Source organism: Streptomyces sp. NPDC058470, from assembly GCF_042721055.1.
GTDB lineage: Bacteria > Actinomycetota > Actinomycetes > Streptomycetales > Streptomycetaceae > Streptomyces.
Window position 1 is genome coordinate 56439 of sequence record NZ_JBHXMF010000011.1, and the last position, 25137, is coordinate 81575.

Annotated in this window: 18 protein-coding genes; 9 read left to right on the plus strand and 9 right to left on the minus strand. The window is 71.1% G+C overall.

Features of this window, described 5'->3' with window-relative positions:
* The first annotated feature begins 3 nt into the window (after positions 1 to 3).
* The 3 genes from ACFWP7_RS10605 to ACFWP7_RS10615 all read left to right on the plus strand — a co-directional run bounded on the left by ACFWP7_RS10605 (position 4) and on the right by ACFWP7_RS10615 (position 3050).
* Positions 4 to 249 carry a hypothetical protein gene (locus ACFWP7_RS10605; RefSeq protein ID WP_384379203.1) on the plus strand — a complete coding sequence of 82 codons (246 nt, stop codon included), beginning with the start codon at positions 4 to 6 and terminating at the stop codon, positions 247 to 249.
* Between the two features lie 3 nt (positions 250 to 252).
* Entirely contained in the window at positions 253 to 630 is a 378-nt protein-coding gene (locus tag ACFWP7_RS10610; protein WP_384379206.1) for a toxin Doc, read from the plus strand.
* 542 nt (positions 631 to 1172) lie between these two features.
* Positions 1173 to 3050, plus strand: coding sequence for an RICIN domain-containing protein (locus ACFWP7_RS10615; protein WP_384379209.1), 1878 nt, complete (start codon positions 1173 to 1175; stop codon positions 3048 to 3050).
* Positions 3051 to 3254: 204 nt separating this feature from the next.
* Here the strand turns inward: ACFWP7_RS10615 and ACFWP7_RS10620 are convergent, their stop codons facing one another.
* Positions 3255 to 4424 (minus strand): lactate 2-monooxygenase, encoded by a 1170-nt coding sequence (locus tag ACFWP7_RS10620; RefSeq protein ID WP_384379212.1) that lies wholly within the window; start codon positions 4422 to 4424, stop codon positions 3255 to 3257.
* A gap of 233 nt (positions 4425 to 4657) precedes the next feature.
* Positions 4658 to 5185, minus strand: coding sequence for a hypothetical protein (locus ACFWP7_RS10625; RefSeq protein WP_384379215.1), 528 nt, complete (start codon positions 5183 to 5185; stop codon positions 4658 to 4660).
* 318 nt (positions 5186 to 5503) lie between these two features.
* On the opposite strand from ACFWP7_RS10625, the gene ACFWP7_RS10630 reads away from it, so the two are divergent.
* Positions 5504 to 5938: a protease inhibitor gene (locus ACFWP7_RS10630; protein WP_384379218.1), complete on the plus strand. Its 435-nt coding sequence runs from the start codon at positions 5504 to 5506 to the stop codon at positions 5936 to 5938.
* 269 nt (positions 5939 to 6207) lie between these two features.
* Positions 6208 to 7770 carry a phosphatase PAP2 family protein gene (locus tag ACFWP7_RS10635; RefSeq protein ID WP_384379221.1) on the plus strand — a complete coding sequence of 521 codons (1563 nt, stop codon included), beginning with the start codon at positions 6208 to 6210 and terminating at the stop codon, positions 7768 to 7770.
* 73 nt (positions 7771 to 7843) lie between these two features.
* On the opposite strand, the gene ACFWP7_RS10640 is transcribed toward ACFWP7_RS10635, so the two are convergent.
* Complete coding sequence (locus ACFWP7_RS10640; protein WP_384379224.1) at positions 7844 to 9349, minus strand: MFS transporter; 1506 nt, start codon at positions 9347 to 9349, stop codon at positions 7844 to 7846.
* A 215-nt stretch (positions 9350 to 9564) separates the two neighbouring features.
* Between ACFWP7_RS10640 and ACFWP7_RS10645 the strand changes: the two genes are divergently transcribed.
* Entirely contained in the window at positions 9565 to 10101 is a 537-nt protein-coding gene (locus ACFWP7_RS10645) for an SRPBCC family protein (protein ID WP_384379227.1), read from the plus strand.
* Between the two features lie 5 nt (positions 10102 to 10106).
* Here ACFWP7_RS10645 and ACFWP7_RS10650 read toward each other — a convergent pair whose 3' ends face one another.
* The 4 genes from ACFWP7_RS10650 to ACFWP7_RS10665 all read right to left on the minus strand — a co-directional run bounded on the left by ACFWP7_RS10650 (position 10107) and on the right by ACFWP7_RS10665 (position 16253).
* Positions 10107 to 12923: an NHLP bacteriocin export ABC transporter permease/ATPase subunit gene (locus ACFWP7_RS10650; RefSeq protein WP_384379230.1), complete on the minus strand. Its 2817-nt coding sequence runs from the start codon at positions 12921 to 12923 to the stop codon at positions 10107 to 10109.
* Position 12924: 1 nt separating this feature from the next.
* The gene (locus tag ACFWP7_RS10655) at positions 12925 to 15147 is read right to left on the minus strand and encodes an NHLP family bacteriocin export ABC transporter peptidase/permease/ATPase subunit (protein ID WP_384379233.1); all 2223 of its coding nucleotides are present in this window, start codon (positions 15145 to 15147) and stop codon (positions 12925 to 12927) included.
* Positions 15144 to 15953, minus strand: a complete 810-nt coding sequence (locus ACFWP7_RS10660; RefSeq protein WP_384379236.1) for a DUF2118 domain-containing protein — start codon at positions 15951 to 15953, stop codon at positions 15144 to 15146. Before ACFWP7_RS10660 ends, ACFWP7_RS10655 begins: the two co-directional genes overlap by 4 nt.
* Before the next feature lie 90 nt (positions 15954 to 16043).
* The gene (locus tag ACFWP7_RS10665; protein WP_384379238.1) at positions 16044 to 16253 is read right to left on the minus strand and encodes a type A2 lantipeptide; all 210 of its coding nucleotides are present in this window, start codon (positions 16251 to 16253) and stop codon (positions 16044 to 16046) included.
* A gap of 674 nt (positions 16254 to 16927) precedes the next feature.
* On the opposite strand from ACFWP7_RS10665, the gene ACFWP7_RS10670 reads away from it, so the two are divergent.
* Entirely contained in the window at positions 16928 to 18205 is a 1278-nt protein-coding gene (locus ACFWP7_RS10670) for a S1 family peptidase (RefSeq protein WP_384379241.1), read from the plus strand.
* A gap of 197 nt (positions 18206 to 18402) precedes the next feature.
* Here the strand turns inward: ACFWP7_RS10670 and ACFWP7_RS10675 are convergent, their stop codons facing one another.
* Positions 18403 to 20559, minus strand: a complete 2157-nt coding sequence (locus ACFWP7_RS10675) for a SpoIIE family protein phosphatase (protein WP_384379245.1) — start codon at positions 20557 to 20559, stop codon at positions 18403 to 18405.
* A 180-nt stretch (positions 20560 to 20739) separates the two neighbouring features.
* Here ACFWP7_RS10675 and ACFWP7_RS10680 point away from each other — a divergent pair, with 180 nt between their 5' ends.
* A complete protein-coding gene (locus ACFWP7_RS10680; protein ID WP_384379454.1) occupies positions 20740 to 23181 on the plus strand; it encodes a SpoIIE family protein phosphatase in 2442 nt (813 codons plus the stop codon).
* Positions 23182 to 23243: 62 nt separating this feature from the next.
* Positions 23244 to 23747, plus strand: coding sequence for a metallophosphoesterase family protein (locus ACFWP7_RS10685; RefSeq protein ID WP_384379248.1), 504 nt, complete (start codon positions 23244 to 23246; stop codon positions 23745 to 23747).
* Between the two features lie 17 nt (positions 23748 to 23764).
* Here ACFWP7_RS10685 and ACFWP7_RS10690 read toward each other — a convergent pair whose 3' ends face one another.
* Positions 23765 to 24892: an XdhC family protein gene (locus tag ACFWP7_RS10690; protein ID WP_384379251.1), complete on the minus strand. Its 1128-nt coding sequence runs from the start codon at positions 24890 to 24892 to the stop codon at positions 23765 to 23767.
* Positions 24893 to 25137 lie beyond the last annotated feature (245 nt).

The following is a 25137-nucleotide window of genomic DNA, read 5'->3' on the forward strand; positions in this document are numbered from 1 at the left end:
GGCATGCCAGCTCTCAATGTGGAGTTCAGCGACCGCGAGCTAGAGGACCTGAGGCAGATCGCCAAGGAGCGCGGTACGTCGATGAAGGCCCTGGTGCGGGAGGCGGCCGCGGCCGACATCGTGCGGCACCGGGCGCTGCAGGAAGGCGCGGAGGTGTTCCGCCGGTTCTTCGCGGCGCACGCGGCGGAGTTCGCCGCCGCGTTCCCCGAGGACGAACCGCCCCGCAAGGGCGAGGGCCGGGCAGCCTGACCCATGGCAGCCGTCATCCATATCGACGTGCCCTGGCTGCTCCAGCGCCACGACGAGGTCATGCCCGACCAGCCCACGGTCGACGACTTCTCGGCGCTCGTCGCCGCCGTGGCCCGGCACCGCGTCGACCCGCCCCGCCTCGGCGTGGACTCCGACCCGGCCTGGCGCGCGGCCGCGCTCCTGCACACCCTGGCCCTGCTGAAGCCCCTGCCGGCCGCGAACGCCCGCTTCGCCTGCGCGGCGGCGGTCGCCTACATGTTCGTCAGCGGTGTCGGCATCGACCCGCCGTACGGAGCCCTCGTCGACCTCGCCCGCGATCTGATCGACGGCAAGACGGACGTCTATGGCGCGGCGGACCGCTTGAGGTCCTGGCAGATCTGACACCGGCCCAGGGAGCGAGCAGGTCGACCCGCCCTCGGGGCCGCCGACCGAGGGCGGGAGATCAGGGTCGGCGGCCGGTTTCGCGCGGGAGAGCCGCCGTACCGCGCGGGGCCCCCGAGAAGGGCCGGTTCCAGTGGACCGCCCGGTTGCGCGCGCCGGGAGCGTGCGCGGGCCACCGGCGCGTGCGTGCCCTTCACACGGGGCGCATGAAATTTCGAAAACCGGTACGAGTCGCGAGAGTTGCCGACCGGATCTGACTTTCTCTCACTGGGACGGAAGTTACTCACGTGTCTTGTTGGTCACGAGCGTGTTGTGCGAAGGTGACCTTCCTGCGCTGGGCCAATGGCCGGGTCCGAATCGCTGTTCGGTATTCAAGGCCGTCGAGGAGCCCGAAAGGGTCTTGGCGACGGTTGTCGTTACGGACTTCGCCCCGGCCGTTTTTCCCGGCGCTCCGTCATAAAGGTATGCACCAATGAGGAGCTCCTTTTCGGCGGTGAAGGAACTTCTATGTGCCACCTTGCGCCTTGGAAGGAACCCGCTCTGTGCCCACCCCCCACCCCCCACGTCCTCCCTATCCTCCCGGCGGCGCTCCCGGGGAGTCCGACGAGAGTCTCGCCGCACAGCTGCGAGGCCGGCCGGAGAGCGAGACGGCACATCCCGTCGCCCTGCTGATGGCCCGGCACTGGCAGCCGGCGTACGACTACTCGGTCATCTGCCTCGCTTCCTCGGCGAACGTCGCCTCGATGGTGACCGCCGCCTCCTTCCGCCGGACACTCGACCGCCTGACGCGCGGCGAGTCCGGTGTCGCCGTGCGGCCCCGGATTCTCGTGGCCGTTCGGGACACCGTCAGGGAGTGGGCCGCGGAGGATCGGATAACCGGTGTTCTGCCGGACTTGAGGAAACCCGCCGGGGGCCGCGGTTTGCGGGCCGCCAAGTCCATGACGGCCGAAAACCGGAAGCTCACCGAGCGCGCTTTCCACGCGCTGCAGCCAATCGCCCAGGGCCTGCTGTGGCACACCGAGGTCGAAGCCGAGGACATATCCGTACCGACCGGTCTGTCGGGCATGGATACCGACACCGCGTCGGCCGCTCTGGAACAGGCCCGCGAGCAATTCCGTGAGGGCTGTGTACGCGCCCACCGTGAACTCGCGCCGACCCAGGAATGCGCGTTCCACAACCGGTTGCTCGACGTTCCGATTCGCCGTGGCGGCGCCTTGCTGCCCGATGTCCAACAGCACCTGATGGAGTGCCGCTACTGCCGTTTCGCCGCCGAACAACTCAGCCATTTCGAGGGCGGGTTGGGCGCGCTGCTCGCCGAAGCGGTACTCGGCTGGGGCGCCCGGCGCTATCTCGACTCCCGCCCCGGGCGCGCACAGCGAGGAGGGCGCCCCCTGGGTGGAGTACCGCTCGGCGGCAGGCGCCAGGGCGGCGGTGGCGGGCTCCCGGGAAACAGCGGACGTCATCGTCTGCTGTCCCAGATACCCGCCCCGCGCGGCATGCCCCAGCCCGCACAGCGGCACGCCAAAGCCCTGATCACCGGAGCGGGCGTGGTCTCGGCCACCCTGTTGGTGACCGTCCTCGCCACCACGCTGTGGTCGGACGACGAGCCGGGCGCCGACCCCACGGCCTCCACCGGCGCGAGCAACGCCCGCACGCTCTCGCCCGAGCCCGGCTCCGCGTCCCCGCCCCCCAACTCGGCCGGGCATCCCACGAACACCGAGCAGACCCGGCTGCGCAACCTCTCCGCCGATCTGTGCCTCGACATCCAAGGCGGCGAGGCGAAGGCAGGGGCCGCGACCGAACTCGCGGTGTGCTCCTCCGCCTGGACCCAGCAATGGTCGTACGGTGGCGACGGCCTCCTGCGCAGTGTCGCCAACCCCGAACTGTGCCTGGACTCCCATGCCGACGACGGCTTCGTCGTGCTGGAGCCCTGCGCCACCGAGGACGCGGCGCGCGGTGACGACGTGCGCTACGACCTCACCGCGCGGGGCGAGTTGCAGCCCCGGTGGAGCGACCGGCTCGCTGTCGCGCCCGATTCCGCGGACCCTGGGTCCGCCATCGTCGTCAAGGTTCGCGACGGCTCCGGCGCGCAGCGGTGGCGGACCGATTCCGAGTCGGCCAGCCCCGAATCACTGTCGATCTCGGGCACGACCAGCCCTTCGCCGCAGGCCTCCAGCGGTGTGCCGTCCGCCGGCGGCAGGGCGCCCGAACCACCGGACGGGCAGGCACCCGGTGAGCAGCCGCCGGGTGAACAGCCTCCCGGCGAAGGGTCGACGGGCGTGCCGGCCGATCCGGAGGCGACCTCCTCGGAGCCCTATCAGGAACCCCGCTCCGTGACGGTCGGCGACAACGCGAGCCCCGAGCCCGTGCTGCCTCTGCTCGTGCAACTCGACGCGGTGATCAAGGGAATCGGCCTGTAGGGGTTGAGCGAGCAGAAGTTACGAGATGACGTCCAGGGGCGACCGCCGTCCACGAGGGCGGCGGTGTTCCGGACGGCCGGCGGTGCGATACGCCTGCGGGTCTCGCGCGTGACACCCGCGACATGCGGGAAGCGCACCGCGTTCGGGGGCTCAGGGTCCAAGACGCCGAGGCCCGCTCGGGTCGGCGCTCGCGCGGTATTGCTGTCAGGCGGTTTCCTCGATCAGGTCGTCGGGACCGATGTCGCCGGGGCGGGCGTGGCCGGAGAGGGCGAGTGTGAGGTCGAACTCGGCGAGCAGGCAGCGGATGACGTGTTCGACGCCCGCCTGACCGTCGAGGCCGAGTCCGTAGGCGTACGGGCGTCCGACGAGCACGCCCTGTGCGCCGAGGGCGAGCGCCTTGAAGATGTCGTCGCCGGTGCGGATCCCGCTGTCGAAGAGGACGGTCAGGCGGTCGCCCGCCGCCTCCACCACACGGGGCAGTGCGTCCGCTGCCGCGACGGCGCCGGCCACCTGACGGCCGCCGTGGTTGGAGACGACCACGCCGTCCATCCCGGCACTGGCCGCACGACGGGCGTCGTCCGGGTGCAGGACGCCCTTGAGGACGATCGGGCCGTCCCAGTTCTCCCGCAGGAACTCCAGGTCGGGCCAGGTCTTGCCGGGGTCCGCGAACATACCCACGAAGTGCATCACAGCGGCGTTCGGGTCCTCGTGCACCGGCTTCGCCAAGCCCGCCTGGAACGCCGGGTCGGTGAAGTAGTTGGCGGTGCCCACGCCGTGCAGGAACGGCAGGTACGCCCGGTCGAGATCGCGCGGCCGCCAGGCCAGCAGGGGAGTGTCGAGGGTGACGAACAGTGCGGTGAACCCGGCCGCCTTCGCCCGCTCCAGGAAGCTCCGGGTGACCTCGCGGTCCTTCGCCCAGTACAGCTGGAACCAGCGCTCCGCGTCACCCATCACCTCCGCGACCTGCTCCATGGGTGTGCTGGAGGCCGAGGACAGGATGTACGGGACGCCCTGTGCCGCGGCGGCCCGTGCGGCGGCGGACTCCGCGTCCGGGTGCATGATCGACAGTACGCCGACCGGTGCGAGGGCCAGCGGTGCGGGCAGCGCCCGTCCCAACAGCTCGACGGACAGGTCGCGTTCGTGGACGTCGCGCAGCATGCGTGGCACGATCCGGCGCCGGTCGAGGGCGGTTCGGTTGGCTCGCGCGGTGCTGCCGTTGCCCGCGCTGCCCGCCACGTAGCCGACCGGGCCGGGGCCCAGGCGCTGCTCGGTGAGCTCTTCCAACCGGGTCAGATCGGTGGGCAGCCGCGGTACGGCGCCTGTCATCCCGTTGAGATAGATCTCGTACTGGAAGTCGGCCCAGTGCTTCGCCATCCGTGCGTCCCCGTCCCTCGTCCCTGAGCTCGCGCAGTACGGGGTCGATCCTTGCGACTGGGACAAGATCCGTCCACTGTGGTGCGCGGATCGCGGAGCCGGGGTGGGTTTTTCACCCCTCCGCCCCTGCCCGTCCCTTGTTCCCGGGGGCTGCCCCAGACCCCCGCTTCGGCCTGGACGGCCTCGCACTCAAACGCCGGACGGGCTGAAAGACCCACGGCATCTGCTCGAGGTCACTCCTCGGCGTCGGGACCCTGGGCCCGGACGCGCTGTACGTGCTCCAGCGAGTCCCGCAGCTCCGTGAGCCAGTCGTCGGTGTGCCGCTGCACCAGGCGTACGCACCAGGCGAGGGCGTCGCTGCGGCTGCGGGCCACACCGGCGGCGATGAGGGTGTCGAGGACCTGGCGCTCGGGCTGGCGCAGCCGGGTCATGACCGGCGCGGCGATGTGGGTGAACAGGGCGCGCTCGCCCCCGCACTGCGCACCCCACGAGACCTTCTTGCGGAACCGGTGCTCCGCCTCGTGCGCCACCTCGATCCGCTGCTCACGGGTGCGCTCCCGGAATTCCTGGATACGGGACTGGAGGGCCGCCTCCTTCTCGGCGGCGGAGGCGCCTTCGGCGACCCGGGGCTCGGGGATGCGGCCGACGACGGTGATCTCCTCGCGGTCGACGGTCACCTCCGTCAGGCTCTCGAAGAGGTCGTCGGGCAGTCGGCCGGTGAACCAGCCGCGCAACTTCTCGTGCTGCTCCGTTGTAATCATGTAATGACGATTACTCGTGGAGGGAGGATACGCAAGGGGATGACCAGGGGGTCCGCCGTGAGCTGAAGCGGAATGTTTCCGGCCTATTGCTGAGCCGTGGAAATTCGGCCATGAAGGCGCTCAGGACGATCAGTAAGCGCTCCCTTCCGGGCTGTTACGTTCGAATCCTGTGACTTCGCGCCACTGATTCAATACTCAAAGTTACTGAAACCCGTGGGTCGGATGTGTGTTTCCTGTCCGGACTCGGCAGACTCGCGCTCGCCGAACCGGCACAGACCGAGCCGGTCTCGCATTCAATCGAGCGGAAGGATGCACACAATGCCGACCACCGCGCGTTGGGCAGCGACTCTCACCCTGACGGCCACCGCCGTCTGCGGGCCACTGGGCGGAACCGCCCTCGCCGCCCCGGGCCCCGGCCCGTCCGCGCTCTACGCCCCCTCCGCCCTCGTGCTCAGCGTGGGCCACGGTCACAGCGCGGCCACCGCCACCGCGGAGCGCGCCGTCACCCTGAACTGCGCCCCGACCGCCTCCGGCACCCACCCCGACGCCCTGCGGGCCTGCGCCGAACTCCGTGAGACGGGCGGCGACTTCGACGCCCTGTCCGTCAGAGCCGGCGTGATGTGTACGAAGGAGTTCGACCCCGTCGTCATCACCGTCGACGGCGTGTGGCAGGGCAAGCGGGTCGCGTACGAGCGCACCTTCGCCAACGAGTGCGTGAAGAACTCCTACGGGATGAACGTCTTCACGTTCTGACAGACCGGGATCGCGCGGTCCCCGTGGGCGTCCAACGAGAGCCCGATACTGGGGAAGGCGGGCCTCGTCGCGAGTGCCGCGTGATCTCGTACCGGAGGCCGGCCGGACAGAGTGGGGCTGTCGGCCGGCCTCCGGCGTTACCGCACAGGTCCTGACCCGGGCCGGCCCCGACCGGCACCCCGTGGGTCGCCGGAGGCCGTGCCGGGTGCTGCTCCGGTTGGAGGTGCAGCGGATGCCGATCCGCCTCCGCTGCCGGTAGGAGTGGGGCCATGGGCACACTCGGCGAACTGGATCTGCGGCTGTTCCGGCGGGTGGCCGGCTCCCGTTTCCCGGCCGCGGATCCGGCGCTGCGGCGGCTCAGCCGCGCCGCCGACCACGGACGGCTGTGGTTCGGCGGGGCCGCGGGCCTCGCGCTCGTCGGCGGCCGTACCGCCCGGCGGGCGGCCGTGCGCGGCACCGGCTCGCTCGTCCTCGCCTCGCTGACCGTCAACACGGTCGTCAAGTGGAGTGCCCGCCGTCCCCGTCCGGTGCTGCGCCACGTGCCGTCGATCCGGCACCTTCGACGTCAGCCGCACTCCTCGTCATTCCCTTCCGGACACTCCGCGTCGGCCGCGGCCTTCGCCACCGGAGTCGCCCTGGAATCCGCCGGGTACGGGGCTCTGGTCGCACCCTTCGCCGCCTTGGTCGCCTTTTCGCGTGTCTACGTCGGCGTGCACTACCCAGGAGACGTGCTGGCCGGGATCGCGATCGGCGCCGGGGCCGCCGCACTGACCTGCCGCTGGTGGCCGCCGCACCCTGTACGCCCCGAGCGGGAGCGGCCCGAGGCCGACGCGCCCGCGCTGCCCGCGGGCCGGGGGCTGGTCGTCTTCGTCAACAGCCGGGCCGGTACCGGAGCACCCACGACGGGACTGCAGCCCGCCGAACGGCTGCGTGGTCTGCTGCCGGAAGCCGAGCTGATCGAACGCGCCCCGGACGACGACTTCGCCGAGCTGCTCGCCGAGGCGGTGGAGCGGGCCGCGGCGGCGGGCGGCGCGCTGGGCGTGTGCGGGGGTGACGGCAGCGTCAACGCGGCGGCGCGCGCGGCGGCCGAACGGGGGCTCGCGCTGGCGGTGTTCCCCGGCGGCACCCTCAACCACTTCGCGCAGGACGTGGGCGTACCCGACTTCGAGGACACCGCCGTGGCGGTCGCCCGGGGCGAGGCGGTGGCCGTGGACATCGGTGTGGCGCGCCCGTCGGCCGGGCACGAGGTGCGGTTCCTCAACACCTTCAGCATCGGCCTCTACCCCGAACTCGTCCGGATCCGTGAGCACTTGGAGGAGCGATGGGGCAAATGGCCGGCCGCCGTCGTCGCCCTCACCCGGGTGCTGCGCACCGCAACCCCCATCGAGCTGCGGGTCGACGGCCGCCCCCGGCGCCTGTGGCTGCTCTTCGCGGGCAACGGCCGCTATGTCCCCGACGGCTTCGCCCCCGCCTTCTGGCCGCGCCTGGACGACGGACTCCTGGACCTGCGGCTGATCGACTGCGACCACCGGCTCGCCCGCACCAGGGTCGTCGTCTCCGCGCTCGCCGGTGCCCTCGGCCGCTCCCGGGTCTACAGCGCCGAACGAGTCTCCCGGGTCGGGCTGGAGGGTCTGACCGGCACGGACGCTCTCGCGTACGACGGTGAAGTCGCGCCCACATCAGGCGAGTTGAGGCTGGAGAAACGGGAGCGGGGACTCGTCGTGTACCGGCCCGCCGTACCGCAGAACGAGCTGGCCCGGCAGGCTCGCCTCGCGGTCGCGACGGCCCGCTACCGGAGGCGGACGAGGGGCCGGCCCGTAAAAGAGGGATGAGGGGCCGCCGTCTCCCTGCAGACGGCGGCCCCTCGGTTCAGGGGTGATCGTTGATCGTTGGGTCAGGACGCGATCACATGTGGACGACCGGTGCGGCGGCGTCGTTGACGTCCCGCTCCAGCTTTCCGCGGCGGTAGAGCAGGAAGGTGATCACCGCGCCCGCGGCGAAGAAGCCGGCCGACCACCAGAAGGCGGTGGTGTAGCTCTCGATCGTCGCCTGCGCCTGGACCAGCTTGTCGGCCGGGTTCCTGCCGGCCAGGTAGCTCGTCGCGGCGCTCGCGGCCAGCGTGTTCAGCAGCGCCGTACCGATCGAACCGCCCACCTGCTGCATGGTGTTGACCGTCGCGGAGGCGACTCCCGCGTCCTCGGCCGCGATCCCGATGGTGGCCAGCGACATCGCGGGCGGCATCACGATGCCCAGACCCACGCCGATGAGGATCAACTGCGGCAGGACGGCGGTCGTGTAGGACGAGCCGACACCGATGCCGGTCAGCCAGGCCATGGCGATCGCGGCGATCGCGAAGCCCGCCGGGATGACGACCTTCGGCCCGACGCGCGGCACCAGGATGGTGGTGGAGACCTGGGCCATGATCATCAGGGCCGCCATCATCGGCAGGAACGACAGGCCCGTCTTGGTCGGGCTGAAGCCCAGGTTCAGCTGGAGGTAGTAGGTCAGGAAGAGGAAGACGCCGAACATGCCCGCGCCGGTGATCAGAATGGCGATGAACGAAGCGGCGCGGTTGCGGTCGAGCAGTACGCGCAGCGGAAGGAGCGGGTGCTTGGCACGGGTCTGCCACCGGGCGAACGCCGCCAGCAGCACGCCGCCCGCGGCCAGGAAGCCCCAGGTGGCGGGCGAACTCCAGTCGTGCGTCTCGGCGTTGGAGAAGCCGTAGACCAGGGCGAAGAGTCCGGAGGAGACCAGCAGGGTGCCCGGCAGGTCGAGCTTGGAGTTCGCGGCGTCGCGGTGGTTGTTCAGCAGCACCCAGCCGCCGACGAAGGCGATGATCGCGAAGATGAGGTTGACGTACAGGGTCCAGCGCCAGTCGAGCGCGTCGGTCAGCACACCGCCGAGCAGCAGCCCCAGCGCGCCACCGGCGCCGGCGATCGCGCCGAACACGCTGAACGCCTTGGCGCGGTCCTTCGCCTCGGTGAACGTCGTGTTCAGCAGCGAGAGCGCGGCCGGTGCGAGCAGCGCGCCGAAGATGCCCTGCAGGGCGCGTGCGGTGACCAGCATCCCGAAGCTGGTGGAGGCGCCGCCCAGCACGGAGGCCGCGGCGAATCCGGAGACACCGATGAGGAAGGCGGGCTTGCGCCCGAAGAGGTCGGCGATGCGTCCGCCCAGCAGCAGCAGCGAGGCGAAAGCCAGGGAGTAGGCGGTGACGATCCACTGCCGGTTGCCGTCGGAGAAGCCCAGGTCCGCCTGGGCGGACGGCAGGGCGATGTTCACGATGGTGGCGTCCAGGACCACCATGAGCTGCGCGATCCCGATGATCGCGAGGATCCACCACCGCTTCGTCAAATTCGCCGACGAGGCGTCCATGGCACCCGAACGGGCACCTTCGGTCACTGTCTGAGGCATCGGAAACTCCAGGGAAGTTGCAAAGGGTTTCGCGCAGGTAAACGAAACCGTTTCGTACACGTAGAGGCTAGACCCCTTCTATCGAAACTGCAACGTTTCGATGAGTGACCCGGGTCTCGTCGGAGTGTCACGCCGTGGACGGGCCCCGAGCGGCGGGGTAATCCTTGACCGAGCCCGAAGCCCCAGCAGTGCCCTCCCCGAAGGACTGAGCCACCATGTCCGCCGAGTCCCAGGCCCCCACCGGTAGCTACCTCACCCTCGACGACGGTCGCCCCGCCGTCCGCCTCAGCCGGACCTACGACCGTCCCGTCGAGCGCGTCTGGCAGTTCGTGACCGACATCGACGAGCTGGCCCACTGGTTCCCCTCGCGCGCCGAGATCGACCTGCGCCCCGGCGGAACCATCACCTTCAGCGGTGACCCGAACATGCCGGAGTCCACGGGCCGCGTCATCGCGATCGACTCACCCCGGCACCTCTCCTTCGAGTGGGGCGGCGACGAGCTGCACTTCGACCTGGAGGCACTGGACGATAAGCGCACCCGGTTCACGCTCACCGACGTCCTGGAGGCTGAGAACACCGCCGCGCGCAACGGCGCCGGCTGGGAGGTGTGCCTGGGCGCCCTCGACGCGCACGCGCGGGGCGAGGAGCCCGAGGGACCGCACGCCGGGAGCACCGCGGCCTGGCGGGAGATCTACCGCAGGTACGTCGAGGCCGGGATCCCCTCCGGAGCCCCGGTACCCGGGCTCGACTGACCGCCTCAGCGCATCTGCCGCCGCACCAGTTCGTGCAGCCGCCCGCTCGTGTCCGCGAGGAGCTGCGCGGGCGGGCCCTGCTGGGCGACCTTGCCGGCCTCCATGACGATGACGCGGTCCGCGTCCATCACGGTGGACAGCCGGTGCGCGATGACCACGCGGCTGGCGTTGAGCGCCCGGGTGCTCTCGATGACCGTGCGCTGGGTCTCGTTGTCCAGGGCGCTGGTCGCCTCGTCGAAGAAGAGGATGCGGGGGCGGCGGATCAGCGCCTGGGCGATCATCAGGCGCTGGCGCTGGCCGCCGGAGACCGAGCCGCTGCCGGAGACGATGGTGTGCAGGCCCATCGGCATGCGCTTGATGTCCTCGGCGAGGCCCGCCATCTGGGCCGCCGCCATCGCCTCCTCGGGCGTGTACGGCTCGGTGCCGCAGATGCAGTCCAGGATCGATCCGGTGAACGGCTGCGCGTGCTGGAGCACGACACCGCACTGGCGGCGTACGGCGGACTGGTCGAGGGCCGCCAGATCCTGGCCGTCGTACAGGACGCTGCCCGACACCGGCTTGTCGAAGCCGATGAGCAGCCGCAGCAGCGTGGACTTGCCGCAGCCGCTGGGGCCGACGATCGCCACGAACTCGCCCGGCTGCACGTCGAAGGACACCTCGTCCAGGACCAGCGGGCCGTCGTCGGTGTAGCGGAAGGACAGGCCGCGGGCCTCGATCGCGCCGGACAGGACTCCGGGGCGGGTGCTCGCCACGCGCACCTCGGGTGTCGCGTCGAACACCGGCCTGATCTCCTCGAACATCGGCAGCGCGGCCGCTGCCGAGACGAACGCGCCGGTGATCGAGGTGACCGAGGTCAGCAGCATCGTCATCGAGGTGTTGAAGGTGAGGAACTCGGCGGCCGACAGCGAGTCGCGCGCCGGGCCCGCGAGCAGCATGAACATCAGCAGGGAGCAGAGGGGCAGATAGACCGCGCCCATCACCGTGGTGAGGTTCTTGATCCGGCCGACCTTCTGCTGGAGCTCGCGGCTGCGCGCGAACTCGCCCGCCCAGGCCGCGTACGCGTAGTTCTCGGCTGCCGCGACCCGCAGTTTCGGCAGGCCGCGCAGGGTCTGGAAGGCCTGGTTGTTCAGTTTGTTGCTGAGCACCACCAGATGGCGCTGCCAGCGCACCTGCCACAGGCCGAGTCCCAGGAACACGGCGGCGATGACGACGAGCATGCCGATCGCGGCCAGCGCCATGGGAACGCTGTACCAGAGCAGCAGGCCCAGGTTCATCGCGCCGATGGTGCCCGCCTGGGCGAGGGTCGGACCGACGCCCGCGAGCAGGCGGCGGATCGCGCTGATCCCCATGGCCGCGCTGGCCAGTTCACCCGTGGAGCGGGAGGTGAAGAACTTCGTGGGCAGGCGCAACAGCCGGTCCCACACGGCAGGTTGGAGCGTTGCCTCGATCCGGCCCTCCAGTCGCAGGATGGTGAGGTTCTGCAGCAGCGTGAACGCCGCCGACACCACGCTGCTGATCATGATGGCGAGGCAGACCTGCACGATGAGGCTGTGCTGGGCCCTGGGCACGTACTCGCCGAGCACCTTGCCGGTCGCGATCGGCACGATCGCGCCGATCGCGACGGTCACCAGAGAGCTGATCGCGAGGTTGCGCATGTCGCCGCCGGTGCCCCGGAGGCAGAACCTCATCAGCCGCAGGGGGCTCAACGACCGTTCGGGCAGCGGCCGGTAGAACATCACGGCCTGCGCCTCGAACTCCCCGGCGTTGGCCTTCTCGACCGGCGTCTCGCGTCCCAAGGACGGCTGTACGGCGACATATCCGCCGCGCCGCCACAGCAGGGCGACCGGACTGCCCGAGACGGCACGGTGGCCCACCAGCGGGCCGATGTTGTCGTGCCACCAGTGCCCGTCGAGACGTACGGCACGGGCGCGGACGCGCGAGGCGATCGCGATCCGCTCGACGGGGTCGATCCGCTCGCTCTCCGTGCCGCTCTGGAGGGCCTTCGCGAGGGTGATCCCGGCCGCGTCGGCGACCAGCTTGCAGGCCGCGTACGTGGCGTCCGCGTCGGCGGCCGTCGGGCGCTTCGCCGACTGCTTGCCGATCGACGCGAGCAGCGTCCGGTCGGCCTGGGCGCGCACGGCCTCGCCCGCCTTGATGCCCGCCGCCGTACGGTCCTCGTGGCCTGACTCCAGCCGCTCGATCCAACGGTCGAGGGTGGTGAGGAGCCGGTACTGCTGGTCGACCATGCGCTGCCAGACACCGGAGTCCATCAGCAGGTCGGCCGCCGCCTGAGCGCCGTACAGGGAGCCGTACTGCACACTGCCGGGCGGCACCTGCATCCAGAAGACGTCATCGTCGGTGAGCGCGGCGGCGTTCTCGTGGGCCATCGGCGCCTGGAAGAGGATGGAAAGGCTGCGGCCCACGCCGAGCGCGAGGGCGTACTCCAGCGGGCTCGAAGTGGGCGGCACGTACTGGGCGTTGCCGTACTCGTCGTACGACCAGGTCCGTGTGTCGGCCTGCTGGTACAGCTCGCGCAGCCCGATCCGGCGCACCACGCAGTCGCGCAACGGCCGCCCGACCAGGGTGTGTTGGGGGCCGGTGACCGGGCCGAGGAGCAGGGAGCCCGCTTCGAGGCGGCCGAGGTGGTGCCAGTGGCCCTGCTGGACGGCGTCGACCGCGAACAGGTCCATGGCGCCCGCCGCGACGAGCCACAGGATCTGCGGGCCCTCCAGATCAAGGCGGTTGAGGGCGGAACTGTCGACGGGGGTGCCCATGCCGCCGAGCGCGCCGAGGACGACATCGCCCTCGCTGACGGTCGTCATCTCATCGCTCCTTGACCAGCTGGGCGTACGGACCGCCGGCCGCCACCAGGGCGTCGTGCCGCCCGCGTTCCACGATCGTGCCGTGCTGGAGTACGACGATCTCGTCGCTGTCGCGCACGGTGCTGAGCCGGTGTGCGATCACCACACACGCGCAGCCGCGCTTGCGCAGGTTGTCGATGACGGTCTGCTCGGTCTCCGCGTCCAGCGCGCTGGTCACCTCGTCGAGCACCAGGATGCTGGGCCTGCGCACCAACGCCCGCGCGATCTCCAGACGTTGACGCTGGCCGCCGGAGAAGTTCCGGCCGTCCTGCTCGACCCGGCTCTGGATGCCTCCCGGCCGGCGCGTGATGACGTCGTACAGCGCCGCGTCCTCCAGCGCCGCGACGACCGCCTCGTCCGGGATCGACGGGTCCCACAGCGCCACGTTGTCGCGGACCGTCCCCTCGAAGAGGAAGACGTCCTGGTCGACGAAGGAGACGGAGGAGGCGAGGGCGCCGCGCGGGATGTCGTCCAGGCGCCGGCCGTCGATACGGATCGTGCCCTCCCACGGGGCGTACAGGCCCGAAATCAGCCGGGACACCGTCGACTTGCCGCTGCCCGAGCCGCCGACCAGGGCCACCTGCTGGCCCGGGCCGACCGTCAGGGAGAAGCCGGTCAGCAGGGGCTTGTCGAGCGGGCTGTAGCCGAACGTGATGTTCTCCAGCTCGACGTGGCCGTGCAGGCGGCGGGTGGAATCGGCGGTACCGGGGCGGTCGTACAGCGGGTCCGCCTGGAAGTTCTCGACGTCCTTGAGGCGGGCGACGTCCGCCGCGAAGTCCTGGATGCGGCCCGCGACACCGTTGAGGCGGGTGATCGGCGCGGTGAAGCGGGTCACCAGGGACTGGAAGGCGACCAGCAGACCGACCGAGATGCCGCCCTCGATGGCCCGCATCCCGCCGATCCACAGGATCAGCGCACTGTTGAGCGTCGCGAGCATCGGCGCGACCACGCCCAGCCAGGCGCTCGGCACGCCGAGGCGCTGCTCCTCCTCCAGCGTGGTCGCGTGCTGCCCGGCCCACTTGCGGAAGTAGCCGTCCTCGCCGCCGGTGGCCTTCATCGTCTCGATCAACTGGAGCCCGCTGTACGCCGTGTTGGTCAGCCGGGCACTGTCCGCGCGCAGCTTCGCGGTGCGCGTAGAACGCAGCCGGATCACCACCCGCATCGCGACCACGTTGAGCAGCGCGACGCCGATGCCGACGGCCGTGAGTTGCGGGTCGTAGGTGTAGAGGAGCACCGCGTAGAGCACGACCACGACCGCGTCCACCCCGGCCGCCGCGAGGTCACGGGACAGGGTCTCGGCCACCGCGTCGTTCGACTGGAGCCGCTGCACCAGGTCGGCCGGGCTGCGCTGGGAGAAGAAGGTGACCGGCAGCCGCAGCAGATGGCGCAGGAAGCGGGCGCTGGAGAGCGTCGAGGAGATGATGCGACCGCGCAGCAGGTTCGCCTGCTGCAGCCACGTCAGCACCACCGTCAGTGCCACCGAGGCGCCCATCGACGCGAACAGCACGCCGAGCAACGAGGACTGACCGCCGATCAGGTAGCTGTCGATGTACGTCCGGCTGAGCGCGGGCACCGCCGCGCCGACCACGACAAGCAGCAGACTCGCCAGGACGGCCGCGGGCATGGTGCCAGAGGTTCCGCGCAGCCGGGCCGGCATGGCACCAAGGACGCCCGGCTTGCGGCCGCCCCGGTGGAAGTCGGGGCCCGGCTCCATGACCAGGGCGACGCCGGTGAAGCTGGTGTCGAAGTCCTCCATCGGCACGAAACGACGGCCCTTGCCGGGATCGTTGATGTGCACGCCGCGCCGTCCGAACCGGCGCCCCATGCCGTCGTACACGACGTAGTGGTTGAACTCCCAGAACAGGATCGCGGGCGCCCGCACCTCGGCGAGCGCGGCCGTGTCCATCTGCATGCCCTTGGCCGTCAGGCCGTAACTGCGCGCCGCCTTCAGCAGGTTGCTGGCGCGCGAGCCGTCCCGGGAGACACCGCAGGCGATGCGCAGCTCTTCGAGGGGGATGTGCCGGCCGTAGTGGCCGAGCACCATGGCGAGCGAGGCCGCGCCGCACTCCACCGCCTCCATCTGGAGCACGGTCGGGGTGCGCACGGTCTTGCGCCTGCCTTTGGGGACCGGGCGTTTGGGCGGGGCGGCGCGGCGTCTGCCGTGGGTGTCCTGCGCGGTGGTCACGGGAGAAGCCAATCGACGGGGCGCTGATCGGCCAGCCGGATAGAGGCCGAGGCCAGGGTCATGGAGGTCAGCGCGAACGGCGGGCCGTCCGCCGAGGACCACTTGAGGCCGCTCTTCGTGCTGGACCTGGGGTCGAGGCGGACCAGGACGGCCACCGGCCTGCCGTCCTTCGTGAACTGCTCGCCCAACTGGTTGTCGCCGAGGAAGGCGGCGATCTGCTGCTGGGTCTGGACCGTCCGGTCGACCGCCTTCACATGGCCGCGCAGCACCCCGTACTGCTGGGTCGGCACCGACTGGACGGTGAGGTCCACCGCTGCGTTCTCGGGGATCGTGGCGGCGTTCTCGGCGGGGACGTACACCGTCGCGTACAGCGGATCGTTCGCGTGGGCGACCTTCTCGACGGCCGCGACGTTCGCACCGGTCGAGATGATCGCGCCGATGGTGGCGGCCAGCGCGGTGACGCGCCCGGCGGCGACCGTGCGGACGACGGCCGTCTCGCCCTGCGCGGTACGGACCTGGAGCAGAGGGGCGTTGGCGGCGAGCCGTTCGCCCTCCTCCGCGAGGACCGCGGTGACCTGCCCGGCGACCGGGCTCTGCAGCACGTAACTGCCCTCCCCGTGCGTGAGGATGGCGGGTGCGCCGACCGTGGACGCCACGGTGCCCGTCACCGCCCAGACGGAGGCCGCCGCCATGACGAGGACCGTCACGGACAGGACGAGCCAGCCCTGGGGGCGGGCGAAACGCACCGGAAGGTCGAGTTCTTCCGGCGACTGCAGCTTGGCGAGGGCCTGTTGGCGGAACTGCAAGGGACTTCCCTCACCTGTTCGATAGGCTTACGGCACCCGAGAGTCCCGGAACCATGGAGCGGTTCCGGGACTCGAGGGCACTGATGGAGATCAGAGACCAGCGACCACGCCGGTGACGTTCAGGCCGGTGACACCCTCGACGGTGCTGACGACCGAGCCGACCAGCGGGAGGACGCCCGGGGCGACCGAGTCCACGATTCCCGTGACGGTGCCAACGGCGTCCAGGGCGAGACCGCCCGAAACGGCGTCGAGGTCGGCGTCCGAGATCTCGGCGGTGGCAACCTGGGGGGTGGAGTTCATGATGGAACTTCCCTTCGTGTGCGTATTCATAAGGGGGAGAGCGGCCCCCTCTGGGGACAGATGGTCGGCCGCGACCGCGGGCGTCGGGCACCCGTTGCCGGGAGCCCGGAATGACCCGTGACCCCCGCGGTGCCATGGATCAAAGCACGCTGCCGCAGCACGCCTCCAGTCAACAGCCGCTCCCATCAGGGCGATTGATCTCCACAACCGGTCAACCGTGCAGGAGCGTGCACCGTTCGACGGCGAGTCCTTCACAGTCCGGGTGTCCTCGCTGTGTGCGTGCGCTCGGCATCCGGTTTCCGAACTGGACACTCCCGCCCCAATGGCCCCGCGTGCCCCGGCGCTCTGTGGAGATCCGTCGCACGGGGTGACCTCGTTGCGCATTCGATGTGCAGATTCACAGAATCCGGGATTCCGCTCGGTCTTGTCGACGGTCTGTGACCGAACACGCGCGGAGCGTGCCACATGGCTCACCGAAGGGGCCTGTAGGCCGGGATGGGCGCACAGAAGGACCTGATTGCCTCGCAATCCACGCCTTTGGCCTGCCCAACTCCCGCCATGTGCGAATGGAGTTGAACACCCCGTGTGACGCGTGCGTATCAACAGGCATCCAGGCGCCCCCCAGTTCAGCCGCAAGACGGTGGCAACGGACCCCGTCCCCAGGAGGTCAGAAGTTGAGTCACAAACGCATACCCAAGCGCAAGGCCGCGATAGCGGCAGGCAGCGTGGCGGCGCTCGGAGCGGCGGCACTCTTCCTGCCGAACGCCATGGCGTCCCAGACGGACTCGGACGACGCCACCGCGAGCGCCAAGACCTTCAAGGCGGCCGACGTATCGGACCTGGCCTCCCAGCTCGCCTCCCAACTGGGTGACGCCTTCGCCGGGTCGTACTACGACGCGGCCAACCAGCAGGTCATCATCAACGTCGTCGGTGACGACAGCAAGGTGATCAACGAGATCAGGGCGGCCGGCGCGGTCCCCAACCAGGTGCAGAACAGCACCGACACGCTCGAGAACGCCGCCGCGACGCTCAAGGCCGACGCGACGATCCCGGGCACCGCGTGGTCCGTCGACCCGAAGACCAACGAGATCCGCGTCACCGCCGACTCCACCGTCACGGGCACCGGCTGGGACACGCTGGAGTCGACCGTCCAGGGCCTCGGCTCGGGCGTGGCGACCATCACGAAGTCCGCGGGCACCTTCAAGACCTTCGTCGACGGCGGTGACGCCATCTTCAGCGACGGTGCCCGCTGCTCCCTCGGCTTCAACGTCACCGCGGGCGACGGCACCCCCGCCTTCCTCACCGCGGGCCACTGCGGTGTCGCGTTCGCCGAGTGGTCGGACGCGCAGGGCGGCGCCCCGATCGCCACCGTCGACCAGGCCACCTTCCCCGGCGACGGCGACTTCGCCCTCGTGAAGTACGACGACCCGGCCACCGTGACGGCCAGCGTGGTCGACATCGGCGACGGCCAGACCGTCGAGATCGCCCAGGCCGCCGAAGCCGCCGTGGGCCAGCAGGTCTTCCGCATGGGCAGCACCACGGGTCTCTTCGACGGCACGGTCCTGGGTCTCGACGCCACCGTCAACTACCCCGAGGGCACGGTCATCGGTCTCATCCAGACCGATGTCTGCGCCGAGCCCGGCGACAGCGGCGGCTCCCTCTTCACCCAGGACGGCAGCGCGATCGGCCTGACCTCCGGCGGCAGCGGCGACTGCACCGTCGGTGGCGAGACCTTCTTCCAGCCTGTCACCACCGCGCTGGCAGCGGTCGGTGCGACGCTCGGCGCGGGCGACGCGGCCGGAGGCGCCGGAGCCGGCGCGGAAGACCCCGGAGCGGTCGAGCCCAGCGCCGGCGCCAGTGCCCCGGCGGCCGGCGACCAGTCGGGAGACACGGGTGACGACACCGGCTCCGGTCTGGACGACGGCTCGGGACTCGTGAACATCAACCCCTGACACCGGTGACCGCCCCACACCGGTGCTCCCCCCACACCGGTGTCCCCCCACCCCCGGTGTCTCAGAGCCACTGACCCGGCCGCGGCATACAGCGACCCCGGCCGACAGTGGAAAGGTCCGGCCTTCCGGCGGGAGGGCCGGACCACTCCGCGTCCGGGCAGTCGCCCCGGACCACTCCGCGTCCACGCAGTCGGGCTTCAGCCGAGCGCCCGCAGAAGCAGCAGCGCGACATCGTCGGGCCGCTCCTGTGTCGCCGCCTCGTCGTCGGGTTGGACGAGGGTGTCGGCCAGTACGTCGAGCGGCTGGTCGCCCTTCTCGGCGAGTTGTTGGCCGAGGGCGGCGAGGGCGTCCTCGATGTCGACGCCCGGGGATTCGATCAGGCCGTCGGTATAGAGGGCGAGCACGGAACCCGGGGCGAGCGGGACCTCGGTCGTCGGATACGTCGCCGAGGCGTCGATCCCGAGCAGTGGCCCCCCGGCCAGGTCGAGTACCCGGACTCTGCCGTCCGGTCGCCGCAGCAGCGGAGGCGGATGCCCCGCCCGCGCCACGACGGCCACCCCGCGCGCGGGGTCGAGCCGCAGATAGAGACAGCTGGCGAACAGTTCACTGCCCAGGTCGATCAGCAGCCGGTTGGTGCTGCGCATGACCTCCCCGGGCGGCTGGCCGACGGTCGTGTACGCCCGTACAGCCGTACGGATCTGCCCCATCAGGCCCGCCGCCGTCACGTTGTGCCCCTGCACGTCGCCGATCACCGCCGCCGCCCGGCCCTGTGAGAGCACCAGGTCGTAGAAGTCCCCGCCGATGTCCATGCCCTGGGTGGCCGGGAGATAGCGCGCGGCCGCCTCGATCGAGGGCACCGAGGGCAGGGAGTGCGGGAGCAGCGCGGCCTGCAGACCGTGCGCCAGCCGGAGCTTGGCGTCATAGAGGAGGGCCCGCGCCAGTGCCTGCGCGATCAGACCGCCCAGGCTCGTCAGGACGGCACGCTCGTCCGCGGGGAAGGAATGTGTTTCGGGATATCCGAGGACGCAGACGCCCACCGGACGACCGGAGGCGATGAGCGGCAGAAACGCCCACGCCGCCATGCCGTCGGGTGTCGTGGACCGGGACGGATAGAGACGCTCCAACTGCTCACGGGAGTCGAAGAAGGCGGGAACACCGCTGCTCAGCGTCTGCGCCCCCGGCGTCTCCGCGTCGAGCGGCAGCCCGTCGAAGCGCTCCACGACGCCGGCGTCGGGATACCCCCGATGCCCGAGCACGTGCAGACGTCCGGCCCGGGTGCCGAGCACCACCAGGGTCTGGCTGCCGACGGCGGGCGCGATCTCGTCGGCGACCAGTTGCACCACGTCCTGCACACTCGCCGCCTCCGTCAGCGCGCTGGCCAGGCTCAGCACATGGGAGATGGTCACCAGCCCCGGGGCGGGATCGTCGCTGTGCTCCGGTTCGGCACGCCGCATCTCGGACACCGCCCGCGCTCGCGAGATCCGTACGCTCAACCCGTTCGTGCTGGGATAGAGACGGAACGACAGCCAGTCGCCGGGCGGCCGCAGCGCCACGAAGGACGTCACGCGCTGGCTGATCAGCGCGGCACGGTAGCGGTCCTCGTAGACCGGGTCGTTGAGCCAGGGCACGGACGCCCACAACGGGGTGCCCAGCAGGTCTTCGACCGGGACGCCGAGCAGCTTCGCCGTCGCCGCGTTGGCGAAGCCGACACGCCCGTGCAGGTCCAGCGCGCACAGCCCGTACGGCAGTCGCGCCACCATCCTTGCCGCCTCCACCGTGCCGGGCGTGCCGGACTTCGTTGCCGCGGCGGCCGTGGAGAGCAGATCCGCCTCGGGACGGGCCGGATGGTTCGCCGCGGCGGCCCGCTCAAGGCGCAGCGCGAGCCGGTCGCAGGCCGCGGTGAGCTGGTCCCGCTCCCGGTCGGACAGTTCCGGTGGATGCGATCCGGGCCAGGTCACGTAGACGGCGCCGTACACGGTGTGCTCGGTCGCCACCGGGAGCGCGGCCAGTGCGAAGGGGTAGGGGAGCACCACGGCGACCCGGGGGAAGCGGCCGGCCATCTGCTCCTCGCCGCTGACCCAGACCAGCTGCCGCTTCCGTGCCGCCTCGGCGACCGGGATCGGCGCGCTGAGCCCCACCCGCTCCCACGGGGCGGCGAAGGCCCTGGGCAGCCCCGCCATCACCGCCATCTCCAGGACCGCTTCACCAGGCGCCAACAGATACACGGCGCCCGAGTGGGCGTGCACCTCGTCCATCATCGAGGCCAGCGCCAGAGACAGCAGGGGGCTTCCCGCCGGCACTATTCGAGTGGCCGGCGCCTGCCAGGATCCATGCGAGTCGGACACGTCGGCCACCTCCTCGCAGGGCCGCGTGATCAGGTCCCCGAGGTCAAGGCTCTCTCCTGGCGGCTCCTCGCGCACGGCGAGCGGGAGCCGCCGGGGACCAGCCGTGGGACCGCGGAGGCGGGCTTTGCCACAGGTCTGGCAGGTCCGGAACGGTCACAGGGGCTGCGCCGGAGCCCCGGAAGCGCTGTAATGACGGACGTGGTCAGTGAGGACGTTGCGGGACGCAGAACGAGAACGCCACGCGCCGAACTTGCCCTCAAGACGCTCACAACCGATCTCGAACCCCGCGAGCGGCTCCGCCGCGTACTCGAACAGGCTCTCGTCTTCACCGGTGCGACCGTCGTCGCGGTCTACTCCCCGACCCGGGGCGGCGAAGAACTGCGCCTCGCCGAGTCGGCGGGCGTGCCGAAAACGCTCTACGGGCTGCGCGACGGCTACCCCGTCACCGGCGGATCCCCGGTCGCCGACGCGCACCGCTCGGGCCGGTCGCTGTGGCTCGGCCCGCAGGAGGTCGACCGGCGCGCCGACGCCCGGCGACTGCCCTCCCAGGACTTCTCGCTGGCCGTCCTTCCGCTGCGCGACGACGGCTGTCTGCTCGCCGTCAGCGAGCACCCCTCTGGCTTCGGCCTCGAGGACCGGGAGTGCCTGGCCCTGATCGCAGAGGCCGTCGTCTGCCCGCCGCCCGCCACCGAGACGGACGCCGAGGAGCTGCCCGCCAGCTCGTTCAGCCTCGCCATGGACACCGGGCGCGTCGAGGTCGACGAGGAGATGCTGGAGCTCTTCGGCCTGAGTCCGGCCGACTTCGACGGCAAGGTGGAGACGCTGCTGTCGCTGACCGTTCCGGAGGACCTGCCCTCGCTGATGTCCGTGGTGGAGGCGGACCACATGTCCATCGGCGACCGCGAGCTGGAGTTCCGGATCCTTCAGCCGTCCGGCGAGCAGAAATGGCTGCGACTGCGCGGACACCTCCTGCCCGGCGGCGAGGGCCTCCCGGGGCGCCTTGTCGGCACCGTCTCCGACGCCTCGAAACTGCGCTCGGGGGGCAACGAGGTCGCCCGCGTCCAGCGGCTCGCCGCCGCCCTGGCCACCGCCGGCACCGTCCGCGACGTGGGCCGGGCCGTGGTCGCGGCCCTCCGCAAGCCCCTGGGGGCCGACCGGATCGCCGTCGCGGAACTGGAGGGCGATCGCCTCATCGTCACCGTGCTGGACCCGCCCGAGCCGGCGGCCTGGCCCGAACTGTGGCGGGCCGAATGGCGCTCGGAGTGGCCCGACGCGCCCGTGCGTGGCATGCCGACCCTCGCCGCGGCCCTGAGCGACGGGCGCGCCGCGATCTGGCCCGCCGGGACCGACCTGGAACCCGCCCTCGCCGACGTGGGTCCCGGCGGCCTCGCCGTCCTGCCGCTGCCCGCCGCCGGACGGGTCGCCGGAGCCTGCCTGATCGGCTGGGACGCCCCGCACGACTTCGGCCCCGACGAGCGCGCTCTGCTCACCGCGGCCGCGGGCCTCACCGGCCAGGCCCTGATGCGCGCCCACGCCTTCGACGCCGAACACGAACTGATCGGCATGCTCCAGCGCACCCTGCTCCCGCGCCGCCTGCCCAAGCTGCCAGGCGCGGTCGCCGTCGCCCGCTATCTGCCCACCACGTCGGGCCTGGAGGTCGGAGGCGACTGGTACGACGTGATCCCGCTGCCCGACAACCACGTCGCCCTCGTCATCGGCGACGTCCAGGGACACAACGCCTCGGCCGCGACCCTGATGGGCCAGATGCGCACCGCCCTGCGCGCCTACGCCGTCGAAGGACACCCCCCGGACGTCGTGGTCTCGCACGCCAACCGGCTCCTCATGGACCTGGAGACCGACCTCTTCGCTACCTGCTGCTATGTCGACGTCGACATGGAGGAGGGCTTCGCATGGTACGTACGCGCCGGGCATCTGCCCCCGGTGCTGCGTCACCCGGACGGCCGTACGGAGATCGCCTGGTCCGAAGGCGGGCCGCCACTGGGCGTCCTCACCCAGGCCGACTTCCCCATGAGCCCACTGCGCCTGCCGCCCGGCACGATCGTCGCCCTGACCACGGACGGTCTCGTCGAGTCCGCGGAGATCGACATCGAGGACGGTCTGGACAGGCTCGCCGGAGAGCTGGCCGCCGCCGACCCCGCTCACCTGGGACTCGTGGCCGACCGACTCCTCGCCGGCGCCAACCGCGGCGACGACGTCGCCCTCCTCCTGATGCGCTACGACGGCATGGAGCTGCGCCCACTCCGCGAGAGCTGGACGGTCTGGCGCGTCCCGGAGGCGGTCCGGCACGCCCGTCGATTCACCAGGCGCACCCTGCACGCCTGGGGCAGACGCGGCGACGCGGACGCCGCACTCCTCGTCGTCTCCGAACTCGTCACCAACGCGCTCGTCCACACCGACGGACAGATCAGGCTCGACCTCACCCTCATCAACAACCGCTTCAGGATCGCGGTCGCCGACAACTCACCGCGTACCCCGATCAAGCCCACCAACATCGGCTGGGAGGCCACCGGCGGACGCGGCATCCTTCTCGTCGAGGCGATGTCCGCGGCCTGGGGGACCGTACCGGTCAGCGGCGGGAAACAGGTGTGGAGCGAGATCATTCTCGACTGACACCCTTGTGGACCGATCCCCCTCGCGGAGTGACACCCCTCGTCGAGTGACACCCTGGGGGCGTGCGCCTGCTGCTGATGTCGGACACCCATCTCCCCAAGCGAGCCAAGGAGCTCCCCGCCCAGCTCCTCACCGAACTCCCGCTCGCCGACGTCGTCATCCACGCGGGCGACTGGGTGGACACCGCCACCCTCGACCTCCTGGAGGCCCGCTCCCGCCGGCTCGTCGGCGTCCACGGCAACAACGACGGCCCGGCCCTGCGCGCCCGCCTCCCCGAGGTCGCCCGCCTCGAACTGGACGGCCTGCGCCTCGGAGTCGTCCACGAGACGGGCGCCGCCCAGGGCCGAGAGGCGCGCTGCGCCCAGCGCTTCCCCGACCTGGATGTCCTGGTCTTCGGCCACAGCCACATCCCCTGGGACACGACCACGGACACCGGCCTGCGCCTTCTCAACCCCGGCTCCCCGACCGACCGCCGCCGCCAGCCCCACTGCACGTACATGACGGCGTGGGTGACGGACGGCCGACTGGGCGAGGTACGTCTCCACCGGCTGCCCCCGCGCAGCTGACGTCGTGGCTCTTCGCCCTACGGTGCTTCTCCTCGTGATGGACCGCCGGGCCTCGGATGAATCGCCCCGCCCGTCGCCGTGAGCGGCTCCCCGCTGCCGCCCCAGCGCAGCGCCACGATCTCCGCGGCGACGGACACGGCCACCTCCTCGGGCGTACGGGCACCGAGGTCGAGCCCGACCGGTGAGCGCAGCCGGGACAGTTCGCTCTCGCCGAGCCCGGCTTCCACCAGCCGCTTCATCCGGTGGTCGTGGGTACGCCGGCTGCCCATCGCGCCGATGTACGCGGCCGGGCGGCGCAGAGCCTCCTCCAGCAGCGGCACGTCGAACTTCGGGTCGTGGGTGAGGACGCAGATCACCGTCCGCGAGTCCGTCGTCGTAGCGCCGAGGTAGCGGTGCGGCCAGTCGACGACGACCTCCACGTCTGCCGGGAACCGTTTCGGGGTGGCGAAGACCGGGCGGGCGTCGCAGACCGTGACGCGGTAGCCGAGGAAGGCGCCGATGCGGGCCACGGCGGCGGCGTAGTCGATCGCGCCGAAGACCAGCATGCGGGGTGGGGGAGCGAAGGAGTGCAGGAAGACGGTGACGGCGTCCTCGCGGCGCTCACCGTCCGGGCCGTAGTGCCGCTGCCCGGTGGCCCCCTGGGCCAGTTCCCCTCGGGCGTCCGCCGTGACCGCCACGTCCAGACCGGTCGACCCCAGCGAGCCGGCCACCTCGTCCGGCCACACCGCGAGGGTGGCCCCGCGTGACGCCGGACCGTCGAGCACCGTCGCCACGGTCACCGGGCGGCCCGCGGCCACCGACTCGGCCACCGCCCCGAAGGTGGGATCGTCCTCGCGCGTCACCCGGCGAACGAGGAGTGTGATCTCCCCGCCGCAGGTCAGCCCCACGGCGAACGCGTCCTCGTCGCTGTACCCGAAGGTCTCAAGGCGTGCCTCGCCGGAGGCCACCACCTCTTGGGCCAGTTCGAAGACCGCGCCCTCGACACAGCCGCCGGACACGCTGCCCACGGCCTCGTCGCCGGGGCCCACGGCCATCGCCGCGCCCGGATCGCGCGGCGCGCTGCGGCTGACGGCGACCACGGTGGCGAGCCCGAACGGGGATCCCGCCGCGTACCACCGGTTGAGCGCCGGAAGGATCTCACGCATCGCCGGCTCCCTTCGCTGCGGAGTGCACTATCGAAATGCGGCCGGTCCAAGCGTCGCATCCAGCCCGTGACCAGGGCAGGAGCGCCACGCTCCAGGCGAAGCCGGCCGGCCGAGAGCTTAAATCCGTTGCTGTCGCGCACGGCGATCTGCTGCACTACTCGGGACCAGTTCACCGGGATCAAGGAGCAGCAATGCGCACTTCGTTCATGTCCACCCAGGAAGGAATCACTCCCACTCCAAAGGAC